Below are 22,549 nucleotides of genomic sequence, written 5' to 3' on the forward strand. Positions count from 1 at the left end.
GAAAACTCAATCACTCACGAAATAATTTTGAATTTAATGCCAGTAGGCCACGTATTAAAATGACGTTTTCCCTCTCGTTGCCATGAAATCATTTTTTCACCTGTTGGCTGCTGGGTTGTTTTTTCAGGCGGTAGCCTCCGCCGAACCCAGATTGGTCGTTTCCACCCCATCAATCGCTCCAGAAAGTCAAATCGACATCGTCCTCGACAAGCCCTTTGTCGAGACTGCCGAAATTGGCAAAACCGTCGATAACCACCTAATCGAGATTGAGCCGCCTATCCCCGGCAAGATTACATGGACCGCTCAAAACATCGCGCGGCTGGTTCCTGAAATCCCTCCAACCATCGGCACCAGCTTCAAGTTCTCTCTCGCACCGGATCAAGTGTATCTGGATGGCACTGAGGTTCCCACCGCCACGTTTGCCACCGCGAATAGCGAAGCATTCCGGATCTCCATCGCCACGCAACCCAATCGCTGGTCCCATGACTACTCCCGTTCTAATTCCCAATGGCTGGTCGTTTTCAATGATGACGTCGATCCCGCAAAGCTGGGTTCCTACATCACCTTTTCGTCGAAATCCGGGGATCAAGTCGCCGCTGAAATCAGCCGCCCGACACTCGGTCAACTTGGCTATCGCGCAAACTACTATCGGAGCTGGTCCTCCCGCTTTCCGGGTGATCCACCAGCCTCTAAGCCTGAGGACCCGGTTCCATTTGCCATCTTCGCAACGCCTGCCTTTCCGCTTCCTGTTGGGGAGGATTGGAAACTTTCGATCCTGAAAGGTCTTCCCAATTCGAATCATAACGCCCGGCTTGACGAGAACTCGGAGTATCAAATCGGCACCATTGAGCCATTCAAAATCTCCTCCCTCAATGCGGTGGCAAATCCAGATGAAGATCGATACCTGGAAATCCAGCTCAATTACAAACCCGCCTCCCCACTTCCGGCTGATTTCCTTACCCGCAACATCACCATCAAACCACGCCCACAAAATCTCTCCGCAGAGATCAAGGGCGAAAGCATACTCCTCCACGGCGACTTTTCGAATCGGCACGATTGGACCCTGAAAGTGCATGGCAGGCTCTCATCAGAACACGGATATTTGCTGAGCAACTCGGTCACGAACGATCTGAAATTCAAGGTGATCCAGCCCCAGCTGGTCCTTCCAAGCACCAATCAGGCCCAACTGGCCAACGGAAATCGCCAATACCCCATGCTCACCGTCAACCTCTCCCAGTTGCACGTCCGGCTCAAGCAGCTGGCCCCGAATGAACTGGTTCGCGCCTATCAAGGCTATCGCCACTACACCGGAGAAGGTCCAAACAACGAATCCAGCAGCCAAACCTCGTCCCTCCCCTACTCCCTGATCACGGGCAAGACGATTCTCGATGAGAGTTTTGAGCTCGGTACCAAGATCGACAGTTCCAAAACCGTCACGCTGGACTGGAATGACCTGCTGCCCGAGGGAACCAAAACCACCGCATTTTTTCTGGATGTCACCGGCACCCCGCACGATGGCCTGCACATCGATCACAAGCGAAATTCGCAAGCGATTATTCAACTAACCGACATCGGCCTGGCCTGGAAATTCAACGACCGCGAAGCTTTCATTTTCGCATTCTCCTGCTCGACAGGACAACCCTTGGAAGGAGTCTCGATCGACCTTTTTGGCGAGGATTCCAACTCTCTGGTTTCGAAAAAAACCAACCATGACGGGCTTGTGATGCTGCCGCGCCCTCCAGAAGCACAAAACCTGAGAGCGCGGCTTGGGGATGACACCTATATCACCGCCTTTGACACCAGCCTGTCCACCGTCGGGCTTTGGCATTTCCCCGTTCGCTACAGTTGGAACAAGCCTCTGGACAAAGCCCGGAGGGCCTTTCTTTTCACCGATCGCTCCCTTTATCGCCCGGGCGAAATGGTCCACCTCAAAGGCATCGTTCGCATCCAACAAGGCAACGAGATCCAGCCCATCCCAGAAAGCAATGCACGGGTGGTCATCCTCGACCCCAGCGAAAAGGAAATTTATTCCTCACCGGTTCACTTCTCCGAGCACGGCTCGTTTGATCTGAACTATCAGTTGCCTCCTTCCCAAACCGGCGATCACGCCATCCGCCTTGAGTTCCCGGACGATTTGCAGCTGGCTGAAGATAGCGACAACTGGTCGGAAAAATACTCGATCCGGAATAACGCGAGCTTTTATCTGCCACTCCGGGTCGAAGAATTCCGCCGCAATGCATTTGAGATCGAGCAAACCCTGCCCGATACGGTACCCGGCGCCACCCGACTATCGGCCGACATTTCAGCCCGCTATTACCAAGGGCAGCCCGTGGCCGCAGGAAGTGTCAATTACTTCACCCGCATCACTTCGATAAATCCTTATCCGGAGCGATTCAGTGATTTCCTCTTCGGCAATCACCGGGAAGTTGATTGGCAATATTGGTATCATTATTTCGGCTACCGCTGGGGTGATGGAAATGGTTCCCGCCAAACCATGCAGCACGAAGGCGAAACAACATTGACGCCCGAGGGAACTACCACGGTTGCCGTAGATCTACCGGAATCCGACTTTCCAACTGCTCGTGAAGTCACCCTGTCCACGGAAGTCACCGATGCGAACCACCAGACATTGCGCTCAACCGCAACGACCACCGTTCATCCGGCATCCATCTACGTCGGGATTTCTCGTTTGGACCGGCTCGTCCGCACCGGGGACAAAGTTGAATTGAAAATCGTCGCCACCGATACTTCAGGAGAACCCTACCCCGATCCGGTTCGGGTAACCGCCACGCTTTCACGCAAGGTCAACAAGTCGGTGAAAATGCAAAATCAGGACGGTGAGACCGTGACCCGAAACGATGTGACTGAGCCCAGCATTTCCATCACAAATCTAACCATTACTCCGAAGCAGTCAGCCCATGGCGGTCAATCTTTCATCTTCACCCCGGAGGAAAACGGCGAACACTACCTCACCATTCGCGGCACCGATCCTCAAGGCCACGATTTTGCGACCGTCACATCATTCACGGTTTACGGCTCGGACGAATACCCATGGCTCTACGAAGACGGCATGCGAATCAAACTCGTCTCCGAAAAGAAATCCTACAAGCCGGGCGACACCGCACGCATTCTGGTTCTGTCACCGATTGAGGGAACGGCATTGGTCACCGTTGAACGCGAAAAAGTCCTGCGTTCCTTCCTGGTTCCGCTGAAAGCAGAGAAGCCGGTGATCGAAATCCCCATTACCGAAAATGATGCGCCGAACGCTTACGTCTCGGTCCTCATCGTCAAAGGAGCCGCAGAGTCAGCACGCGCGATCAAGGAGCCTCAACTCCGTCTCGGCTACTGCGAACTCACCGTTGAAAGCGATCGTGATCGCGTCCAGCTATCACTCGATGCCAAAGACCCATCAGCCCTCACCGCAGCTTCTCCGAAATCTTTCCGCCCCGGTGATTCAGTGAGCATCGTTGGAACCGCAACCTTGGCTGATGGAAGCCCAGCCAGTGATGCTGAAGTAACCCTCTACGCCGAGGACGAAGGAACGTTGGCAGTGATGGGCTACGAAACGCCTGCGCCACATGCCTTTTTCTACAATCCACGCCTGCTCAACGTTCAAGCTGGGACATCGTTCGAATCCTTTATCAGCGAAGATGTCGAAAACACCGGCTTTTTCAATAAAGGGTTCTTCGTCGGCGGCGGCGGCGACCTGGGTGCGCTCAACGATCTGTATCGCAAAAATTTCAACCCGTGCGCGACCTGGATTGCTTCGCTCAAAACCGACGCCTCCGGAAAATTCACCCACACCTTCCGTGCCCCGGACACACTCACCCGCTATCGGGTGATCGCAGTCGCGAGCCAAGGCGCCACCAAGTTCGGCCACGCGGAATCATCCATTCTGATCAACAAACCCTTGATGCTGGAGCCCAAGGCCCCGCGATTCGCCAATCAATCCGACACCTTCAATCCACAGGTTTTGGTGCAAAACTCAACGGATTATTCCGGCACATGGGAAGTGACGCTGACTAGCTCATCCGATGCAGGGTCACCCACCTGCCGTTTGCTCGGGCCTTCCACTCAAACGATCTCCTTGCAGCCGAAATCTTCCGGCACACTGGTCTTCCCTCTCATCGCTGATTCTACGGGCAATGCCGTACTTTCATGGAAAGCAACTCCAGTATCGCTGGCAGACCGCGAATTGACTCCAGCGTTGAACCATTCACTCTCGGATGCCGTCCAAGCTCGATTCCCGGTTTATTACCCGATGCCATTACTCCGGCAATCCGAGTTTGTGAAACTCGATACCGCAGGCACAGACAACCTCTTGAAGCATCTGGATGCCGACCTCCTCACCGGTGATGGCTCGATCGAATTGGAATTTTCACAAACGCCACTCCTCGGGGCAGCCGGCTCGATCGACTATCTGTTCAGCTATCCACATGGCTGCGTCGAGCAAACGACCTCCTCGTTGATGCCATGGTTCGCTCTGGAATCGCTGCAGCAAATCATTCCGGCATTCACGAAGATCACTGCAGAGAAAAAGGCCAAGGCGATCCAAGCCGGTGTCGATCGGCTGTTGAGCATGCAACTCCCTGATGGATCATTCAGCTACTGGCCGGGCGGAACCGAGGCCGCCGATTGGGCGACTTCCTATGCAGGCCTGGGCTTGATTCTCGCGCGCAATCAAGGAGCCGATGTTCCCGAATCGGCGATCAATTCCCTCACAACGAATCTGATCAGCAATCTGCGCGGAATTTCTGACATCAAATCCGCCTATCAACTGGAGTGCCAGGCACGGGCCCTATGGGTTCTCGCGCTTGCAGGAAAGCCACAACCCGCCTACCAAAGCATCATGATCGATCGCATGGCCGATCTGAATTCCAGCGCCAGATGTCTATTGGCCTTGGCGATGTTCCACTCGACCAAGGATTCATCCGCTGCGATTTCGGTGCTGACTTCATCCGTTCCGTTCAAAAACAAAGACGACAACTGGATGCGTTGGCACGGTGACCAGGCTCTGAAGCTGCTGGCCTGGAGCACCATCTCACCGGAAGACCCACAGGTGATGGATCTTTTTGACCGACTCTTGAATGACCGGGATGCCTACGGCAACTGGCGTACGACATGGCTCAACGGTTGGTCACTTTTGGCCATTTCCCAATTTGCAAATTCGGAGAAGCAGTCAAGCAACCAGATGACCATTGATCTGGAAACCCCAGCCGGACATCAATCCATCAACCTGCCTCCGGCGAGCACGACTCAAGCAATAACGGTGCCGATCACCCGTGATTTGAAATTGAACCTGACTCATCAGGATCGCCTCTACGCACGGATCAAGTTGGAGGCAAAACCAGAAATTGCGCCCATTCAACCCGTCTCTAACAATGGGATGTCGATCGATAGGACATACGAAAAAATCCACGCGGACGGGACCTCTGAATTTCTCAGCGAACCGCAAGTCGGCGATTTGATCCGGGTCACACTGAAGCTCACCTTGCCTCAGGATGACACGCGTTATTTGGTAGTCGAAGATCCGCTCCCTGCGACTTTTGAAATCATCAATAGCGACTTCAGTTCGCAAAGTGCGACGCAAGGCGGACGCACCAGTGAAAGTGACTGGAAAATCAGCCACAGCGAACTGCGTGACGACCGCGCGGATTTCTACCTCAACCGCATGTGGAACCGAGGAACCTACACCATCACCTATCTCGCGCGCTGCACGATGGCGGGGAAAGCTACCGCGCCACCAGCCAAAGTCGAAACCATGTATGACCCGGATAACTACGCGCTCTCTCAATCCAGAGTATTCCAGTCTGATATTCAGGACTGAAATTCGTCGTGTCTGAGCTCATGTTCATGTATCCCTATTCTAACTCTTTGTATACAATTTGGGATTGACCTCTGACGGGATTTTCGACCTATTCGAATTAAACCCAAGCTTCCACCACGACCGCAACCCAGGGCGTGGATGAAGTGCCATCTCGCTCGGAATTCCCCGATCGCTGCCACATCGGCATCTTTTCGTGGATCCGGGCGAGCTATGCTTTTTTCAAATCCCTCAAAAACCGATCGCATGAGTTATCCCGTCAGCAAAACCGTCGTCGGAGCCGCACTTGGCTTCGCCAGCTACGTCAGCATTTTCCCCTCCGCATTGGCGGAAGAAACCAGCCAAACCGTCACCGTCATTGGTTCGTCCGTTGCAGCGGGTGTTGGCTCGGATCCGACTTCGCTCGGATGGGCCTATCGGTTGGAATCACTCTTGGAAAACAACGCGCCTGTCGCGCCCGATTCCGAAGTGACCTGGAAAGTGGAAAACGTCGCGGTGTCGGGAGATACCACATCTCTCGTACTAAACCGATTTCAGAATGATGTCGTCGTTTCCCATCCAGACACCAACATCCTCGTAATTGGTCTTTCCATGGCGAACCAAGGCTTAGTCAACGCCAGCAGCCCTCAAGCCATTTTCGACAGCTTTGAAAGCGGCATGACCCAGATCGTGAATCTTTGTCGTGAACAAGGATACCAGCCCGTCATCAGTCTTTGCTATCCGCACAATGACTATGATGCCACCGAGTATGGCTTCATCAAAAAGATGAACCTGCTGCTCAACACCTGGGACGTGCCTTGCAACAACTTCCTGGGAGCGATTGACGATGGAAATGGTCATTGGGCTCCTGGCTATTTTTATAACGAAGGCCACCCCAACGCTGCCGGCCATGGCGAAATGTATTACACCATTGTGCCGACCTTGTTCGACGCCATCGCAGCGGGAAAAACCACCACACCGGCTTGGAAAGGAACCACCGGCTTTCTCCGCTTGCTGCGCGATGAAGCGGAAGACGCCCCGCTTCAATACACTCCGGCGCAGCCGATCCATTCCTTCAATCTCGATTTCCGAGTCCGCACGACTGATACCGGGACCGTTGCCTCTGTTGGCACCCTCACGAATCGGGCCACACTGGAAATTCGCGATAGCGCCCTGGTTTACATCGGCCCCGCCGGCACCGAAACCAGCTTCGATGTCGATGCCAATGATGGCGTCTGGCATGAAATCGCCCTTTCTCACCGCAATGCCACCAACCAGACGCTGGTTTACTTCGATGGAGTCTTGAAAGGAACCATCAGCGAGCAATACACCCCGGATCGATTCGTGATCGGCGGACCTGATCTTGACGGTCGCGCACAGGCACCTGCCCAGGCCGACTATCAGGACGTGGCGATTTACCGGGCCGCATGGACCGAGGATGAAGCCATGGCGCAAACCAAAGGCGCGTTCCAACAAGCCAGCTTGGAAATTTGCTCACCGCTTGCCGACACCAGCCCCACCCAATCGGAAGATCTTGAAAACCGTGCTCAAAGCTTTTCCGAGCTGATCCTGGAAAGTTCTGCCGCCTCATCCATGACCGCAGCCACCACACCGACCAACCTGATGGTTCAGTCGTTTTCCAGCACCACCGCGAGTCTGTCCTGGTCGAACAACAATGGTGATGGCGATTTCGTGATCGAGCGCCGCGCTAGCGACAGCACTGACCCATGGTCAGTCGTAGGAACAAGCCCTGTCGGCACACCCGCATTTGAGGACAGTGGCCTCACCGCTGCCATCAGCTATGATTACCGGGTTTCTCAGAAACAGGGAGAGCTTCAGAGCGATTACAGCGAGGTGGCAACCATCACGCCATCCGGCCAAAGCGCCCGCAGCTATGCCGACTGGATCAGTGATTATTATCAAAAAAGCACCGAAACCTACTTGATCGATTTCAACACCAACGCCAATCCAAACTATGACGGCGTGATTTGGAATACGATCAACAGCATGTCGAGCACGGCTCCCTATCTTCTAACAGATACGAACAACAGCAGCTCTGCAGGTGCGACATTCACCCTGAATGATGGATTTGACCAATTTCGGTCCGACAACGGTTCGCCCCTCACCGGCTACGCAGCGGATGCACAGATGACTCAATTCGCACTTCGTGACAATCCTCCGCTCACCGCCTTGATGACATTCTCCGGCTTGGATCCCGAGGCGACCTACGACTTCACTTTCCTCGCCCGCCGAGGCAGCCTCGTCGCAGGCTATGACTACAGCGGCACCTACACCTTCACCGGCAGCGGAGCCGCAACGGTAGTGACCGTCTACGGAGCATCCAACACCGAGCTCACCAATGTCCCGGGCATCATGCCGGATTCAAGTGGCAACATCACCTTGGGAATCACCCCTGGCCCCGGAACCGGCAACGATTTCCCGGTTATCAATTTCATCCAGATGACCAAGGCATCCGATGATGCAGCATATCTGGCAGAAATTGATCCTGAGGCCGACCCGGATGGCGACGGCATCAGCAACCTCGAAGAATACGCACGTCAGCTCGACCCGACCACCAAGCAGTCCGCAAACTTCCAGCTCCAAGCCTTCAGCCGCGACGCCAGCGCCCCGAATGTCGAATTAAAGGTCCGCAAAGATCGTCGTGCACCTGACGCCGTTTACTATGTGGAAAAGGCAAACGATCTTGTGAACTGGGAAGAAGATACCAGCGCGGTAGAGTCGACTCTGGATCCATCTGGAAACTTGGAAACCGCGGTTTTCACCAGCACCTCGGCTGAGGAAAAAATGTTTTTCCGTGTCGGACTTCGGCTCGCGACTTCCGACTGATTCCCATGGCAAGCCAGAGATTCAATTCGCTCGTTTTCTGCGCATGAAAAACTAATTATTCACGAATCTCGCATCTTTGGAAAGATTTCCCCTTTTTTGGGAGTTTCTTGTTTTAATGATGCAGACCAAGTGGACCATTTCGACCGTTTTGGCAGCCGCCGGAATTATGTTTCTGGTCGGCTGCGGAAAAACCGAAAAGACGGCGAAAGCGGCAGCTGCCGAAAAAACGACGGCTTCAGCTCCTGTATCGTTCAACGCCGATATCCAGCCCATTCTCTCGGAATACTGCTATCATTGCCACGGTCCGGACAGTGGCTCCCGCGAACCAAAGGACGAGCCGCTTCGTCTGGATCAGCCGGAAATGGTTTTCGCTGTCCGCAAAAACGGCAAACCCGTCATTGTCAAAGGCGACCCGGCTTCCTCTCTGTTCATGCACCGCATTCAAGCAGACAAAGCGTCTGATTTGATGCCGCCGCCCGATTTGCACAAGCCGCTGCCGCCGGAAAAAATCGCCTTGCTCGAACAGTGGATTTCCGAGGGCGCGGTGTTCGAGAAGCACTGGGCATTCATCCCACCCGTCCGCCCCAAAACTCCGGAGAACCAAGAGGCGTCTTGGGAAAAAAATCCGATCGATGCCTTTGTTCTGCATCGCCTCCAGCAACACCATCTCACTCCCGCACCGAAGGAAGATCCCCGCACCCTGATCCGGCGTGCTTCACTCGATCTCACTGGCCTGCTGCCTGATCCTGCCGATGTGGAAGCGTTCGCGAAAAACCCTACAGACGAGGCTTACCAAGCCTATCTCGACCGACTTTTCGCCAGTCCCACTTATGCGGAGAACCGCGCTCGATATTGGCTAGACTACGCACGTTATTCCGACACCCACGGCCTGCATTTCGACAACTATCGCTCGATCTGGCCTTACCGCGATTATGTCATCCGCTCATTCGCGGCGAACAAGCCATTTGACCAATTTGTAAAAGAACAGCTCGCCGGTGATCTACTCCCGGATTCCACGGCCGACAGCCTGATTGCCACCGGTTACATCCGAAGCAATGTCAGCACCAACGAAGGCGGCACGATTCCGGAAGAAATCCACGTCAACAATACCCGCGATCGCACCGAAGCCTTTGGCGCAACCTTCCTCGGTCTAACCGTTGGCTGCGCGGCCTGCCACGATCACAAATTTGATCCGACCTCACAAAAGGATTTCTATTCGCTGGGGGCCTTTTTCAACAACACGGCAGAGAAGTCTTGGGATAATAACGTTTCTGACCCTGCACCGGTATTGCGCCTGCCGAATGGCGAAAATCAAGCCGCCTTTGATGCAGCCGTCGCACGCCGATCCGCGGCCGTGCATGAATACGAGGAACGCCGTAGTGATGCCATGAAACGCTTCGACGAATGGCTTGCTGCGGGAAATAAACCAAAAGCCGTTTCCACCGATGCTCTGGACGTCAACCTGCTGTTCAATGAAGGAGCCGGGGACAAGGTCACCAACTACGCGCCCGAGGCGAAAACTCCGGCTTACGCTGCAATCACCAATCCGCTGGTTTGGGGTGAATCACTCTGGTTCTGGCCGTCGATGCGGATGGATATCAACACGCAGATCCCGATGCCTGACCAAGGCGACTTCGAGGCGGATCAGCCTTTCTCCGTGTCCATGTGGGTGAGAACCCGGCTCAAACCCGGCAACATTTCCTCCGGCAACGGCGCGTTGATTGCCAAGATGGGCAACGCTTCTGAAAACTACCAAGGCTGGGACGTCGGCATCAGTGGGGACAAACTGGAATTCCAAATCGTGCACCAGTGGCCAGACAGCGCCATTCACGTGGACACTCCGGGCATCCCACGCGGTGAATGGATCCATCTCGCCGTTTCTTACGATGGTTCCCGTAGTGCCTCCGGCTTGAAAATCTATGTCAATGGCAAGCCTGCGCCGACTTCAGTCCTGCATGATACCCTCAAGCCGGAGGATTCGATCCGCAACAATTTCCCTCTGGAGCTCGGTCGACGCCATGATTCCGATCTGCTGCGTGAAAACAGCTATCAGGATGTGCGCATTTACCATCGCGAACTGACTCCGGAAGAGTTCGCGCGACTGCCGTTTGAAGATCCCGCCGCACGCTTGTTAGAAAAGTCTCCCGATCCTGAAAAATGGACGCCTGCAGAGAAATTTCTCGGCCTTAACGAATTCTTCCTTGGCTCAGTCGACCAGGATGCATCGAAGCTCCGCCAGGACATCCAAGCCGCAGAACAGGAAATGGCAGATCTTGCAAAAGATGGTCCAGCCACTCTGATCGCGAAAGAGCGCCCCGGCCCTGCGCACGCCTGGGTTTTGGACCGCGGCGTTTACACGGCGCGAAAAGCATTGGTCATTCCGGCCACACCGAAATTCCTGCCACCGCCGCCACACGCATCGAATCCAAGCCGCCTCGACCTGGCGAACTGGCTTCTAACAGACGAAAATCCCCTCTTTGCCAGAGTCACCGTCAACCGCATGTGGGCCGAACTGTTCGGCACCGGTTTGGTGGAAACGACCGATGACTTCGGCATCATGGGAGCCAGACCAAGTCACCCGGAATTACTGGATTGGCTGGCCGTGGAATTCCGTGAGTCGGGCTGGGATGTCAATCACATGTATCGGCTGCTGTTAACCTCCGCCACCTACCAGCAAAGCAACCGGATCACGCCGGAAAAACTCGAAGCGGATCCATCGGATCGTTTGCTTTCACGCGGGCCACGTTTCCGGATGGACGCGGAAGTTTTGCGGGACACCGCTCTGCAAGCCTCCGGCCTGCTGGTTGAAAAAGTCGGCGGACCTTCGGTGAAGCCCTATCAACCGGAGGGAATCTGGGAAGCGGTCTCGATGCCGGAATCCGACACCCTGCACTACAAACAGGATTCCGGAGAAGCTCTCTACCGTCGGTCGATGTACACATTCTGGAAGCGTTTCGCCCCGCCACCTTCTATGGAAACATTCGATGCTCCGGCACGCGAAGTGGTCTGCACCCGGCGAGCACGGACCAACACGCCGCTGCAAGCGCTGGTCACGATGAACGATCCACAATTTGTCGAGGCCGCACGAAAACTCGCGGAGCGCGTGATTCATCAAGCATCCTCAACGGATGAGCGCCTGGATTTCCTTTCCGAAATTCTCCTCTCGCGCGCTCTCGACGATGGCGAGAAATCGACTCTAACCAAAAGCCTCACGGCTTTCTCCGGCCACTTCCGGGAAAACCCCGACGATGCCAAAGAGCTTCTAACCACTGGTGAAGCTCCAAGCGACACCACTCTCGACCCCACTGAAGTCGCGACCTGGACGATGGTCGCCAACCAGTTCTTCAATTTCGACGAAACCCTCAACAAGTAATTCTCATGGACCCACGCAACCTCGATCTCTGCTCCGACCACTGCGGCGAAGGACCATCGATTCTCGATCTCCCGATTCCTAGCGAGCTGAAACAAGAGTGGTGGAATCTGGCCACCCGTCGGCAATTTCTCAGTCGCGCCGGAAAATCACTCGCCTGGGCCGGACTCTCGGCGATTGCGGGTAGATCCGGGTTTTCAGGACTGGCGCAGGCTGCTCAAGAAGGCTTCGTTCCGCATTTCGCGCCGAAGGCAAAACGCGCCATCTATCTGTTCATGGCTGGTGCTCCCTCACAATTGGAAACCTGGGATTACAAGCCTGACTTGGTAAAACGATTCAATGAAGACCTTCCGGAGTCCGTGCGCGGCGGCCAGCTGCTCACGGGCATGACCGCATCGCAATCTCGCTTCCCGGTTGCTCCTTCGGTTTTCAATTTCAACCAGTATGGCCATGCCGGGCATTGGGTAAGCGACCTGCTCCCTCATACCGCCAAGGTTGCCGATGAATTCGCCGTGATCCGGTCAATGCACACAGATGCGATCAATCATGAGCCTGCGATTCTTTTGGCAAATTCCGGAAACATGGTCGCAGGCAAACCCTCGATCGGCTCCTGGGTTTCGTATGGCCTCGGGTCGATGAACGAGGACCTGCCGACCTTCGTCGTGCTGACGTCGAAGCTCCCCATTTACAAAAACATCCAGGCGCTTTCCTCACGATTGTGGTCATCCGGCTTCCTCTCCCCGGAACATGCGGGGGTTGCGTTGCGCTCCGGCGGAGATCCGGTCATTCACCTTTCCAATCCAAAAGGAGTTTCGAGAAAGCTACGTCGCGAAATGATCGATGGCGTTTCTGAAATGAATCGCAAGCTACATGAGAAAATTGGCGATCCGGAAACCAACGCCCGCATCGCCCAATATGAAATGGCTTTCCGCATGCAGGCTTCAGTGCCGGAATTGACCGATCTATCAGGTGAGCCGGAATCGATTTGGGAGATGTATGGACCCAAGGCCAAAGAGCCGGGAACCTACGCTTACAACTGCCTGATGGCCCGCCGCATGGCAGAGCGCGGAGTGAGGTTTACGCAGATTTTCCATCGCGGCTGGGATACTCACACCGATCTGCCAAACAGCATGAAAGTTCTTTGCGAAGACATCGACCGTCCAACTGCGGCGTTGATCGCGGACCTGAAGCAGCGCGGTTTGTTAGAAGACACGCTGGTCGTTTGGGGCGGCGAATTTGGCCGGACGGTCTATTCCCAAGGCGGACTGAGTGCGGACAACTATGGCCGCGATCACCACCCACGTTGCTTCTCCATGTGGATGGCTGGCGGCGGCGTCAAACCGGGCATGACCTATGGCGAAACGGACGATTTCTCCTACAACATCACCCGTGACCCGATGCACATCCGCGATCTGAATGCCACCATTCTTCATTTGCTTGGAATGAATCATGAGAAGCTCACCTTCAAATTCCAAGGGCTTGATCAAAAGCTGACCGGCACGCAACCGGCTCGGGTGATAAAAGAACTACTTGCCTAGTAGATCTAACAAAAAAGCATCTGTTACCCAATGAAAGCTCTGCTGTTATTCGCCCTGTTTCCTCTGGCCCTGGTCGCTCAGGAGTCCGCTCCGAAGCTGACTTTACCCGAAATGCCGGAGCCAAAACTGGGCGCGGACTCGATGCCACAGGATGGCGTGCCAAAAGGAACGGTGAGTGAACACGTCTGGAAAGACTCGAAGATCTTTCCCGGCACGATCCGGAGCTACTACATCTATCAGCCAGCGCAATACGATCCGCAACAACCTACCGCCGTCATGGTATTTCAGGATGGCCACGCGTATGTGAATCCAAATGGCGACTTCCGGGTTCCCACCGTTTTCGACAATCTTATTCAAAAAGGTGACATTCCGCCAATCATCGGGATTTTCATCAACCCCGGAATTGTGGCGGAGGAACTGCCAAAAGAACCCTGGAAAGCAAAAAACCGGAGTGTTGAATATGACACACTTTCTGATGCCTACGCCCGATTTTTGTTAGAAGAAATCCTGCCGGAAGTCGGCAAGACCTACAACCTCACCAACGATCCCGACCAGCGTGCGATCTGTGGGATGAGTTCCGGCGGCATTTGCGCCTGGACCGTCGCTTGGGAACGACCTGATGCGTTCCACAAAGTCGTTTCACAAATCGGATCGTTCACCAATATTCGTGGCGGCGATGTTTACCCCGGCTTGATCCGTAAAACACCGATGAAGCCGATTCGCGGATTCTTCCAGGACGGCATCAACGATCTCGACAACGCCCACGGCTCCTGGCCGCTCGGCAACCTGCAAATGCAGGCGGCCCTCAAATTTGCAGGTTACGATTTCAAATACGTCTGGGGCCACGGCAGTCACAGCGGCAAGCATGGCGGCGCGATTTTCCCGGACACCCTGCGCTGGCTCTGGCGCAAATAGGCCGCACCAGTCGTGCATTTTTTACATCAGACCGCGCAATTTGCCGGTGTGGTGGTAGCTGAGCGCTGACAAATCCCCGGAAAATCAAGGATTCATGAGTTGGCCCTCAAAGTGCAATGGGTGCGAGATCGAAAAAGATCCGAACCCATGAAGCCGAACTTACTCATCGTCCAACCACACTCCGTCGAAGCAGATTCCATCATTGAGCAAATCTCCGAGATCCTGAGCAAGACCCACTACGTCTATCTGCTCCGACCACTCAACGAGTTTCGCGATGACTCGCCAGCCGGTGTTCGTTTTTTGAGATATGCGAGTGAGCGGCTTCCTGGGTTCGGCCATGTCGAAAATGTCGTGGTCATCAACGATGCCGAAGTCGCGATGACGGCGAAGCAGCAATATCCACTGGCACAGCACACCCTTTGGAATCCTGAAACCGACAACGGTTTCCCACCAGCCCTCATCCCCTATCTTTCAGACACCATCGTTCAGGGACACTTCGGTGAAGAGGCCGAGGAAACACTCGCCCGTGCGATCTAGGCCTCATCAAGCGGGATGTTTATCTGACCGAATTTCCAGAGGCTCACAAGGAACGTGCCCGAACGGGATTTGCGCCAGATAACCATAATGAAACTCAGGCAGATTTCCCTTACACGGCAGTTTCACTCTGACCGTCACTTGCGCACCAAGGCTTTCTTGGGCGCGATCTTCATCGACGATTCCCCGGGCACATGAATGGAATGAAACGTTGAAATCCATCTAACAGGCGATTCGCAGATTGTGGATGCATGGAGATTTCGCTAAGCCATGGCTTCCATGGCAATCATTCGACTTCTCGTCTTTTTCATTGTTTTTGCCAGTGCGCTGGTTTCGTGCGGGCCACAGACTTTGCCATTGGAATATCCGGGATCTTGGCAGGAAGCTGATCTGGCGAAGCAACCACGCTGGGTAATCGCCTACCCAGCATCTTTCCGATCGGCAGTGAAACCGTTGCGCGAAACTCGCGCCCGACTGGGATATGAAGTGATCGACTTGCTCGATCCAAAACCGTCGGAAATTTCCGAGACGGTGGAAAAGTTGAAGTTAGGAAGCAGGAAAAAGGATTGCCTGCTCATCATCGGGACTCAGGACCAAATCCCATCTCCAGAAGGCGTTCACGGACGCATGCAAGGCTTGCCTGCCGACAGCCGCTATGGCTTGGCCGAAACCGGAATCACCCCACTTTTTGCAGTTGGAAGACTTCCCGCTGAAAATCCCACAGAAGCAAGCGAGATGGTGGCTAAAATCCTGGCGTTCGAAAAATCCACCTCCACGCGGCCACAAACAGGGCTTCTGCTGGTGGGAAATCCCGTCGGGAAACGGAATTTCGTCGCCGATCGCTTCATCACCTCACTCTCCAAAAGACTCATGAATCGGGCCGGGCATTCCTGGAAATTCCATGGAGCGGCGGATGTCGGCGGTCATCCGCTGGAGGTGCCCGAAGCAGATTTTTCGCGTCAGTTCCATGAAGAACTGACTCGTGACTACACGATCGGCACCTACTTCGGCCATTCGAATGACTGGGTGTTTGCCGCCTCCGGCAGCCATCTGACATTTCCCTCAAACGATTGGCAGTCGATTCAGAAATCCGGTAACAAAGGGCTGTTTCTGAGTTGCGGCTGCTTTTCTTTGCAACACAACGGTGCTGGCGGCTATCAGGCATTGCGATCTCCCGGCGGCCCTGTCGCTTACATCGGCGCAAGCGGCGAAAGTTACTCAGCCATTGGCTACCTGGCCGCTCAGGGACTGATGAGTTCCATGAGCAGTAACCCGCCGGAAACCGTGGGCGAATGGTGGCTGGAAATTCAGAAATCGATTGCCGCCCGCCCGCTAAACCCGATCATCTTTTTTGCTTTTGATCGCGTGGATGGCTCGGCGAAAAGTTTATTTTCCCACGGCATTCCACTGAAAGATCAACGTCTCGAACACCTTGAGATGTGGATGCTCCTGGGAGACCCCGCGACCCGGCTGTTCTGATGCATGCGGATAAGGGATTCGAATCAAAGCGTTCAGGGCAATTTCTAAGCTGGCCGGAAGGCCGGCCCGTGCTACGATTCCTGGAGATGGACGCATTGATTCAGCATTTGAGGAATGGAGAGCAGCTCGCGCCGCGCGAGGTGGAAGTGGCGGCGGGATTGTTGCTGGACCCAGCCGTGGCGGACACGAAGAAGGCCGAATTGTTAGAAGCCTTGTCGAAAAAGGGCGAGTCGCCCTTGGAGATCGCCGGATTCGTCGAAGCGTTTCTTGAACACGCTGTGGATCCGGGCATTTCATCGCTCGATTTGGACGGACCGACCTTGGATGTTTGTGGCACAGGCGGTGATAAACTGAATCTTTTCAACGTCTCGACGACCTCGATGTTTATTTGCGCCGCAGCAGGTGCCACCGTCGTGAAACACGGAAATCGCGGGATCACCTCGCGCAGCGGTGGCGCGGACGTGCTGGAATCGCTAGGCATCCGGATCGATTTGCCGCCCGATCAATTCCGCCGTTGCATTGAGAAAGCCGGGATCGGCTTCTTGTTCGCGCAGCATTATCATCCAGCATTCAAAGCGGTGATCGGCGTGCGAAAATCACTCGCAAAACGGGGCGTGCGGACCATTTTCAATATCATTGGCCCGTTGATGAATCCGGCACGACCGCAGTGCCAACTGATCGGCGTTTACACCCGCGAACTGTGCCCCGCTTTTGCTGAAATCCTGCAACGGCTTGGTCGCGACAGCGCTTGGGTCGTCCACGGAACCACTGGCGATGGCCGTTCGGTCGATGAAGTCAGTTTGATGGGATCAACCCGGATTTGCAAAGCCGGCTCGTATCAGGACATGGAGGATGAAGAAGTGCGGCCGCGCGACTTCGGCATGCACCATGCGGAGGTCGAGGAGCTGCAAGGCGGCGAAGCTGAAATCAACGCCGGAATCCTGGAATCGATTCTCGCAGGCCGCGAAACCGGGCCGAAACGTGACATGGTTCTGCTCAACTCCGGGGCGGGGCTCGCTTGCGCCGGACTGGCTGATAACATCGGCGATGGAATTGAAATTTCCCGCGAGATGATTTCCAGCGGAGCGGCTTTGGAAAAACTGCGCCTGCTGCAAAAAGCCGCACCGCTCTAACCAACAGGACGCCCCCATGAAAGTCATCTTCCGGCTGAATTACCGCACGAGCCCGGGGCAAAGTCTCTGGCTCAGACTCACGGCATTCACCGGAACCGAGAGCTCGGTTCATTTCCTGCCGTTGCAATGGCTCAACGAGGAGCAATGGCAGGTCCACATCGATACGGAAGCCGAGGTGGAATGCATAGAGTATTTCTACGAACTTCACCATGACGACAGTGGGCTTCAACTCGAAGAATGGGGCGGCCCCCGGTCGTTTCGCATTCGCGATCAACGCAACCATTTGGCGGTTCTGTTAGACACCTGGTGCTCTCCTGGCACAGTTGACTACGCTCTCGATACCAGAGCCTTTGCTTCAGCCCATCCATTTTCTGAAGCACCGAAACTCGCTGCGGGAAATCACCTTTTCCAACTTCGCATGAGTGGGGTGCCGGCCGATCACGTGCCATGCCTGCTCGGCAGCGCGGCTGAGATTGGCACCTGGAATACGGCCAAACCCCGACTGCTAACCCAAACTGCGGAGAACACCTGGAGCGTCGCGGTTGAAATCGGGATGCTCGACCGAATCGAATACAAATACGGGCTTTACGACCGGACCCGCAAGCAGCTGTTAGAATTCGAACAGGGGGAAAACCGGGTGATCGAGGGTTACCGATTCCGCCCGGAGCAACAGACGCGAATTGGCGACGAAGTTTACCGCCGCCACCCGAATGCGCTGCCTCGGCACGCGGGTGTCGCCATCCCGGTATTTTCGCTACGCAGCGCGGAAAGCCTGGGCGTTGGTGAGTTTGCCGATCTCAACCCCTTGGCGGATTGGGCAAAGCTAACGGGCCTGAAACTGATTCAGATCTTGCCGATCAATGACACGACTTCTTCCCACAGCTGGACGGATTCGTATCCCTATTCGGCGATCAGCGTTTTCGCATTGCACCCGATCTATCTACGAGTCGATGCACTTGGCTTCGAGGTTCCCTCAGATCTAACCGATCGCAAAATCAAACTGAATGCGCTGCCCGTAGTCGACTACGAGGCCGTGATGGAAACCAAGACCCGGATCACCCGGGAAATCTATGCCAAGCACCGCGAGCAAATTCTAACAAGTGAGCCGCTGAAGGCATTCGTCGCGGAAAACCGTGACTGGCTCCATCCTTACGCCGTGTTCTGCATGAAGCGGGACCAGTATGGCACTGCGGACTTTTCCCAGTGGGATGACTGGGCGGAGTTTTCCTGGGAACGGGCCGACGCTTTTGTCGATGAGAACGCAGCTGAGATCGGTTGGCATTTCTGGATTCAATTCGAGCTCGCGCAGCAACTGACCGATGCCGTGGATTACCTGCATCAGCTGGGAATCGTGCTCAAAGGCGACCTACCAATCGGGATCGATCGGGAATCCGCCGATGCCTGGTCCGCGCCACATTTGTTCAAAATGGACGCGCAAGCCGGTGCGCCGCCGGATGCGTTTGCCGCCCGAGGGCAAAACTGGGGATTTCCAACCTATGATTGGGAGGTGATGCAAGCCGACGATTTCGCCTGGTGGCGCAAACGCTTCGCTCAGTTGAGCCGGTATTTCGATGCCTACCGGATTGATCACATCCTCGGATTTTTCCGGATTTGGCAAGTGCCGCAGGATCAGGTCGAAGGCATCATGGGCTGGTTTGATCCGGCGATCCCGATCCACTTGGATGAATTTCGCGATCTCGGCATCGAGTTCGACCACCAGCGGTTTTGCGAACCCTGGCTGACCGACCAGGGCTTAGCTGATCGCTTCGGCGAGGAAGTCGCGCACATCGAAGAAGAATTTTTCGACAAACAGGAGGACGGTCTCTGGAAGTTAAAGGAGCCGTTTACCAACCAACGGAAAATCCAGACCTATTTCAGCGCACTTCCCGCAACGCACTCGAATCGTTGGCTCTGCGAGCGGTTGATGGATTGCGTGAGCGAAGTGCTGTTCTTTGAGGCCGATGGTTCCGAGGGGAAACTGTTCCATCCACGCTGCCTGATGCAGTCCACACGCTCTTACCAGCGACTGGACGATTCAACGCGGGAAAAAGTCGAAGCACTTTACGCCGATTACTTTTTCCGCAGGCAGGAGAAATTCTGGGAAACCAAAGGTTACGAGAAGCTTCCCGCCATGCGCGAAGCCAGCCGCATGCTGCTTTGCGGGGAAGATCTGGGGATGGTGCCGGGCTGCGTGCCCGGTGTTTTACAAAACCTCGGAATTCTCACCCTGGAGATCCAACGAATGCCAAAGCGCTGGGGCGAATCGTTTTCCAATCCGGCCCATGCACCGTATCTCAGCGTTGTCAGCCCTTCGACCCACGACATGCCGAGCCTTCGTGGTTGGTGGCTGGAGAACGTCGAGGTCAGGGCAGATTTCGCCTGGCACATGCTCGGCATCGGCTCGCCGCCGCGTGAGCTTTCCGGCGAGATCGCCGCGCGAATCATTGATCAGCACCTGCACTCGCCAGCCATGTGGAGCATATTTCCACTGCAGGACCTGCTGGCGCTCGACGAAACACTGCCAAGGCAAAAGCCCGAAGACGAACGGATCAACAATCCCGCCATCAATCCGTTTTACTGGCGCTACCGCATGCCGCTCAGCATCGGCGAGCTGCAAAACGCGACCGATTTCAATTTGAAACTCGGAGAATTGGTTTCCTCCGCGGGTCGATAAAAACGTTCGTTGCAGAAATCTGCGAAGCACGCCTTGACCGGGCGTGGTAGCGAGCACTAAGGTCCGCGCGTTTCCGGATTCACGCCGCCACCATGAACATTCACGAATACCAGGCAAAAGAGCTATTTGATCGTTTCCAAGTCCCCAGTCCTCGCGGAGCCGTCGCGAGCACCCCGGAAGAAGCCGCGGCAGCTGCCAAGGAATTCGCCGGAGCCAAGCTGGTCATCAAAGCCCAGGTCCACGCAGGTGGCCGCGGCAAAGGTCACTTCAAAAACGGCTTCCAAGGTGGCGTTCACCTCATCGAATCCCCTGAGCAAGCGGCAGAATTCGCCAGCAAGATGCTCAACGAGACACTCGTCACCGTGCAAACCGGTGAAGCTGGCCGCCTGGTCCGCAAAGTGATGGTCGCTGAAGCAGTCGACATCACCCACGAGTATTACCTCGCCATTCTCATGGATCGCGCGACTTCCCGCCCGGTCATCGTTGCTTCCACCGAAGGCGGCATGAGCATTGAGGACGTTGCTCACAACACTCCGGAAAAAATCATCCGCCAGTTCGTTCACCCGTTGCTCGGTCTGCAACGCTACGAAATCGGCAAGCTGGCCGCCGCGCTCGGACTTTCCGGCGACCTCGGCAAGCAATTTGGCAAGCTTCTCGCCAATCTCTACAAGCTCTTCATCGCCAGCGACTGCTCGATGGTGGAGATTAACCCGCTCGTCACCACCCCAGATGGCCGCGTGCTCGCGCTCGACGCCAAATTCGGCTTCGACGACAACGCGCTTTACCGCCACCCGGACATCGTCGCCTACCGCGACAAGGACGAGGAAGACCCTCGTGAAGTCGCTGCTTCCGAGTATGATCTGAACTACATCGGTCTCGATGGAAACATCGCCTGTTTGGTAAACGGTGCCGGACTCGCCATGGCGACCATGGACATCATCAAGCACTACGGTGGTGAACCTGCCAACTTCCTCGACGTCGGTGGCGGCGCTTCGAAAGAGCAAGTCACCGCAGCCTTCAAGATCATCCTGGCTGACCCGAACGTGAAGGGCATCTTCATCAACATCTTCGGCGGCATCATGGATTGCAACGTGATCGCTGAAGGCGTGATCGCTGCCGCCAAGGAAACCGGCCTGCCAATTCCGCTGGTGGTTCGCCTTGAAGGCAACAACGTTGAGATGGGCAAAGCAACTTTGGATGCGTCCGGACTCGACATCACCTCCGCCAGCACGATGGCCGATGGTGCTGAAAAAATCGTCGCCGCTGTTTCCTGAACCCCTTGAACTACTGAACTCCAGCAAACTTTTCCCATGGCCATTCTCATTGACGAAAACACCAAGGTCCTGGTTCAGGGCATCACCGGCAGCTTCGGCGCACGTCACGCCTCGCTTTCCCTCGCCTACGGCACCAAGCTTGTCGCCGGCGTAACTCCGGGTAAAGGCGGTCAGAAATTTGAAGACGTGGTGCCGATTTTCGACACCGTGTCCCAAGCCGTCAACGAAACCGGAGCTACCGCATCCGCCATCTTCGTTCCACCTCCATTCGCTGCTGACGCGATCCTCGAAGCCGCTGACGCTGGCGTGGATCTCATCGTCTGTATCACCGAAGGCATCCCTGTCATGGACATGATGCGCGTGAAAGAAGCTCTGCGCAGCTCGAAGTCCCGCCTCATCGGGCCAAACTGCCCGGGCCTCGTCACTCCAGGTTACGGTGAAAAATCCCACGGCGGCTGCCGCATCGGCATCACCCCAAGCCAGATCTGCAAGCGCGGCAACGTCGGTGTGGTTTCCCGTTCCGGCACCCTCACTTACGAAGCCGTGTTCCAGCTCACCCAGCTCGGCTACGGACAAAGCACGCTCGTCGGCATCGGCGGTGACCCGATCAACGGCACCTCCCACCTCGACGTGCTGGAAATGTTCAACAACGACCCCGAAACCGAAGCCATCATCATGATCGGTGAAATCGGCGGAACCGCCGAGGTCGAAGCCGCACGTTGGGCCAAGGAAAATTGCAAGAAGCCAATCGCCGGATTCATCGCAGGTGCCACCGCACCTCCGGGACGCCGCATGGGCCACGCAGGCGCCATCGTCGGTGGTGAAGAAGACACCGCCCAAGCGAAAAAGCGCATTCTTGCCGAGTGCGGCATCGCAGTTGCTGAAACCCCGAGCGACATGGCCAAGACCTTGCTCGAAGCCTGGGGCAAGTAATTCACACGTTTCTGAAAAGCGGCGTCGCCAAGTGCGGCGCCGCTGTTTA

11 protein-coding genes are annotated in these 22,549 nt (G+C 55.4%); all 11 read left to right on the plus strand.

Annotated features, from left to right (window positions below; translation table 11 throughout):
- Positions 1–82 precede the first annotated feature (82 nt).
- The 11 genes from JIN85_RS03855 to sucD all read left to right on the plus strand — a co-directional run bounded on the left by JIN85_RS03855 (position 83) and on the right by sucD (position 22,500).
- Complete coding sequence (locus tag JIN85_RS03855) at positions 83–5,827, plus strand: alpha-2-macroglobulin family protein (RefSeq protein ID WP_200267833.1); 5,745 nt, start codon at positions 83–85, stop codon at positions 5,825–5,827.
- A 243-nt stretch (positions 5,828–6,070) separates the two neighbouring features.
- Entirely contained in the window at positions 6,071–8,650 is a 2,580-nt protein-coding gene (locus JIN85_RS03860) for a GDSL-type esterase/lipase family protein (RefSeq protein ID WP_200267835.1), read from the plus strand.
- A 115-nt stretch (positions 8,651–8,765) separates the two neighbouring features.
- Positions 8,766–12,023: a DUF1553 domain-containing protein gene (locus JIN85_RS03865; RefSeq protein ID WP_200267837.1), complete on the plus strand. Its 3,258-nt coding sequence runs from the start codon at positions 8,766–8,768 to the stop codon at positions 12,021–12,023.
- 5 nt (positions 12,024–12,028) lie between these two features.
- Positions 12,029–13,558, plus strand: coding sequence for a DUF1501 domain-containing protein (locus tag JIN85_RS03870; RefSeq protein ID WP_200267839.1), 1,530 nt, complete (start codon positions 12,029–12,031; stop codon positions 13,556–13,558).
- A gap of 30 nt (positions 13,559–13,588) precedes the next feature.
- Positions 13,589–14,473 (plus strand): alpha/beta hydrolase, encoded by an 885-nt coding sequence (locus JIN85_RS03875; RefSeq protein ID WP_200267841.1) that lies wholly within the window; start codon positions 13,589–13,591, stop codon positions 14,471–14,473.
- 147 nt (positions 14,474–14,620) lie between these two features.
- On the plus strand, positions 14,621–15,010 hold the full coding sequence (locus JIN85_RS03880; RefSeq protein WP_200267843.1) for a hypothetical protein: 390 nt from the start codon (positions 14,621–14,623) through the stop codon (positions 15,008–15,010).
- Positions 15,011–15,286: 276 nt separating this feature from the next.
- Positions 15,287–16,486, plus strand: coding sequence for a C25 family cysteine peptidase (locus tag JIN85_RS03885; RefSeq protein ID WP_200267845.1), 1,200 nt, complete (start codon positions 15,287–15,289; stop codon positions 16,484–16,486).
- Between the two features lie 86 nt (positions 16,487–16,572).
- Positions 16,573–17,619, plus strand: coding sequence for an anthranilate phosphoribosyltransferase (trpD, locus tag JIN85_RS03890; protein ID WP_200267847.1), 1,047 nt, complete (start codon positions 16,573–16,575; stop codon positions 17,617–17,619).
- A 16-nt stretch (positions 17,620–17,635) separates the two neighbouring features.
- On the plus strand, positions 17,636–20,293 hold the full coding sequence (locus tag JIN85_RS03895; RefSeq protein WP_200267849.1) for a 4-alpha-glucanotransferase: 2,658 nt from the start codon (positions 17,636–17,638) through the stop codon (positions 20,291–20,293).
- A 92-nt stretch (positions 20,294–20,385) separates the two neighbouring features.
- Positions 20,386–21,567, plus strand: a complete 1,182-nt coding sequence (gene sucC, locus JIN85_RS03900; protein ID WP_200267851.1) for an ADP-forming succinate--CoA ligase subunit beta — start codon at positions 20,386–20,388, stop codon at positions 21,565–21,567.
- Between the two features lie 36 nt (positions 21,568–21,603).
- Entirely contained in the window at positions 21,604–22,500 is an 897-nt protein-coding gene (gene sucD, locus JIN85_RS03905; RefSeq protein ID WP_200267853.1) for a succinate--CoA ligase subunit alpha, read from the plus strand.
- The last annotated feature ends 49 nt before the right edge of the window (positions 22,501–22,549 follow it).

It is taken from the genome of Luteolibacter pohnpeiensis, assembly GCF_016595435.1.
In the GTDB taxonomy this organism is placed as follows: Bacteria; Verrucomicrobiota; Verrucomicrobiia; order Verrucomicrobiales; family Akkermansiaceae; genus Luteolibacter; species Luteolibacter pohnpeiensis.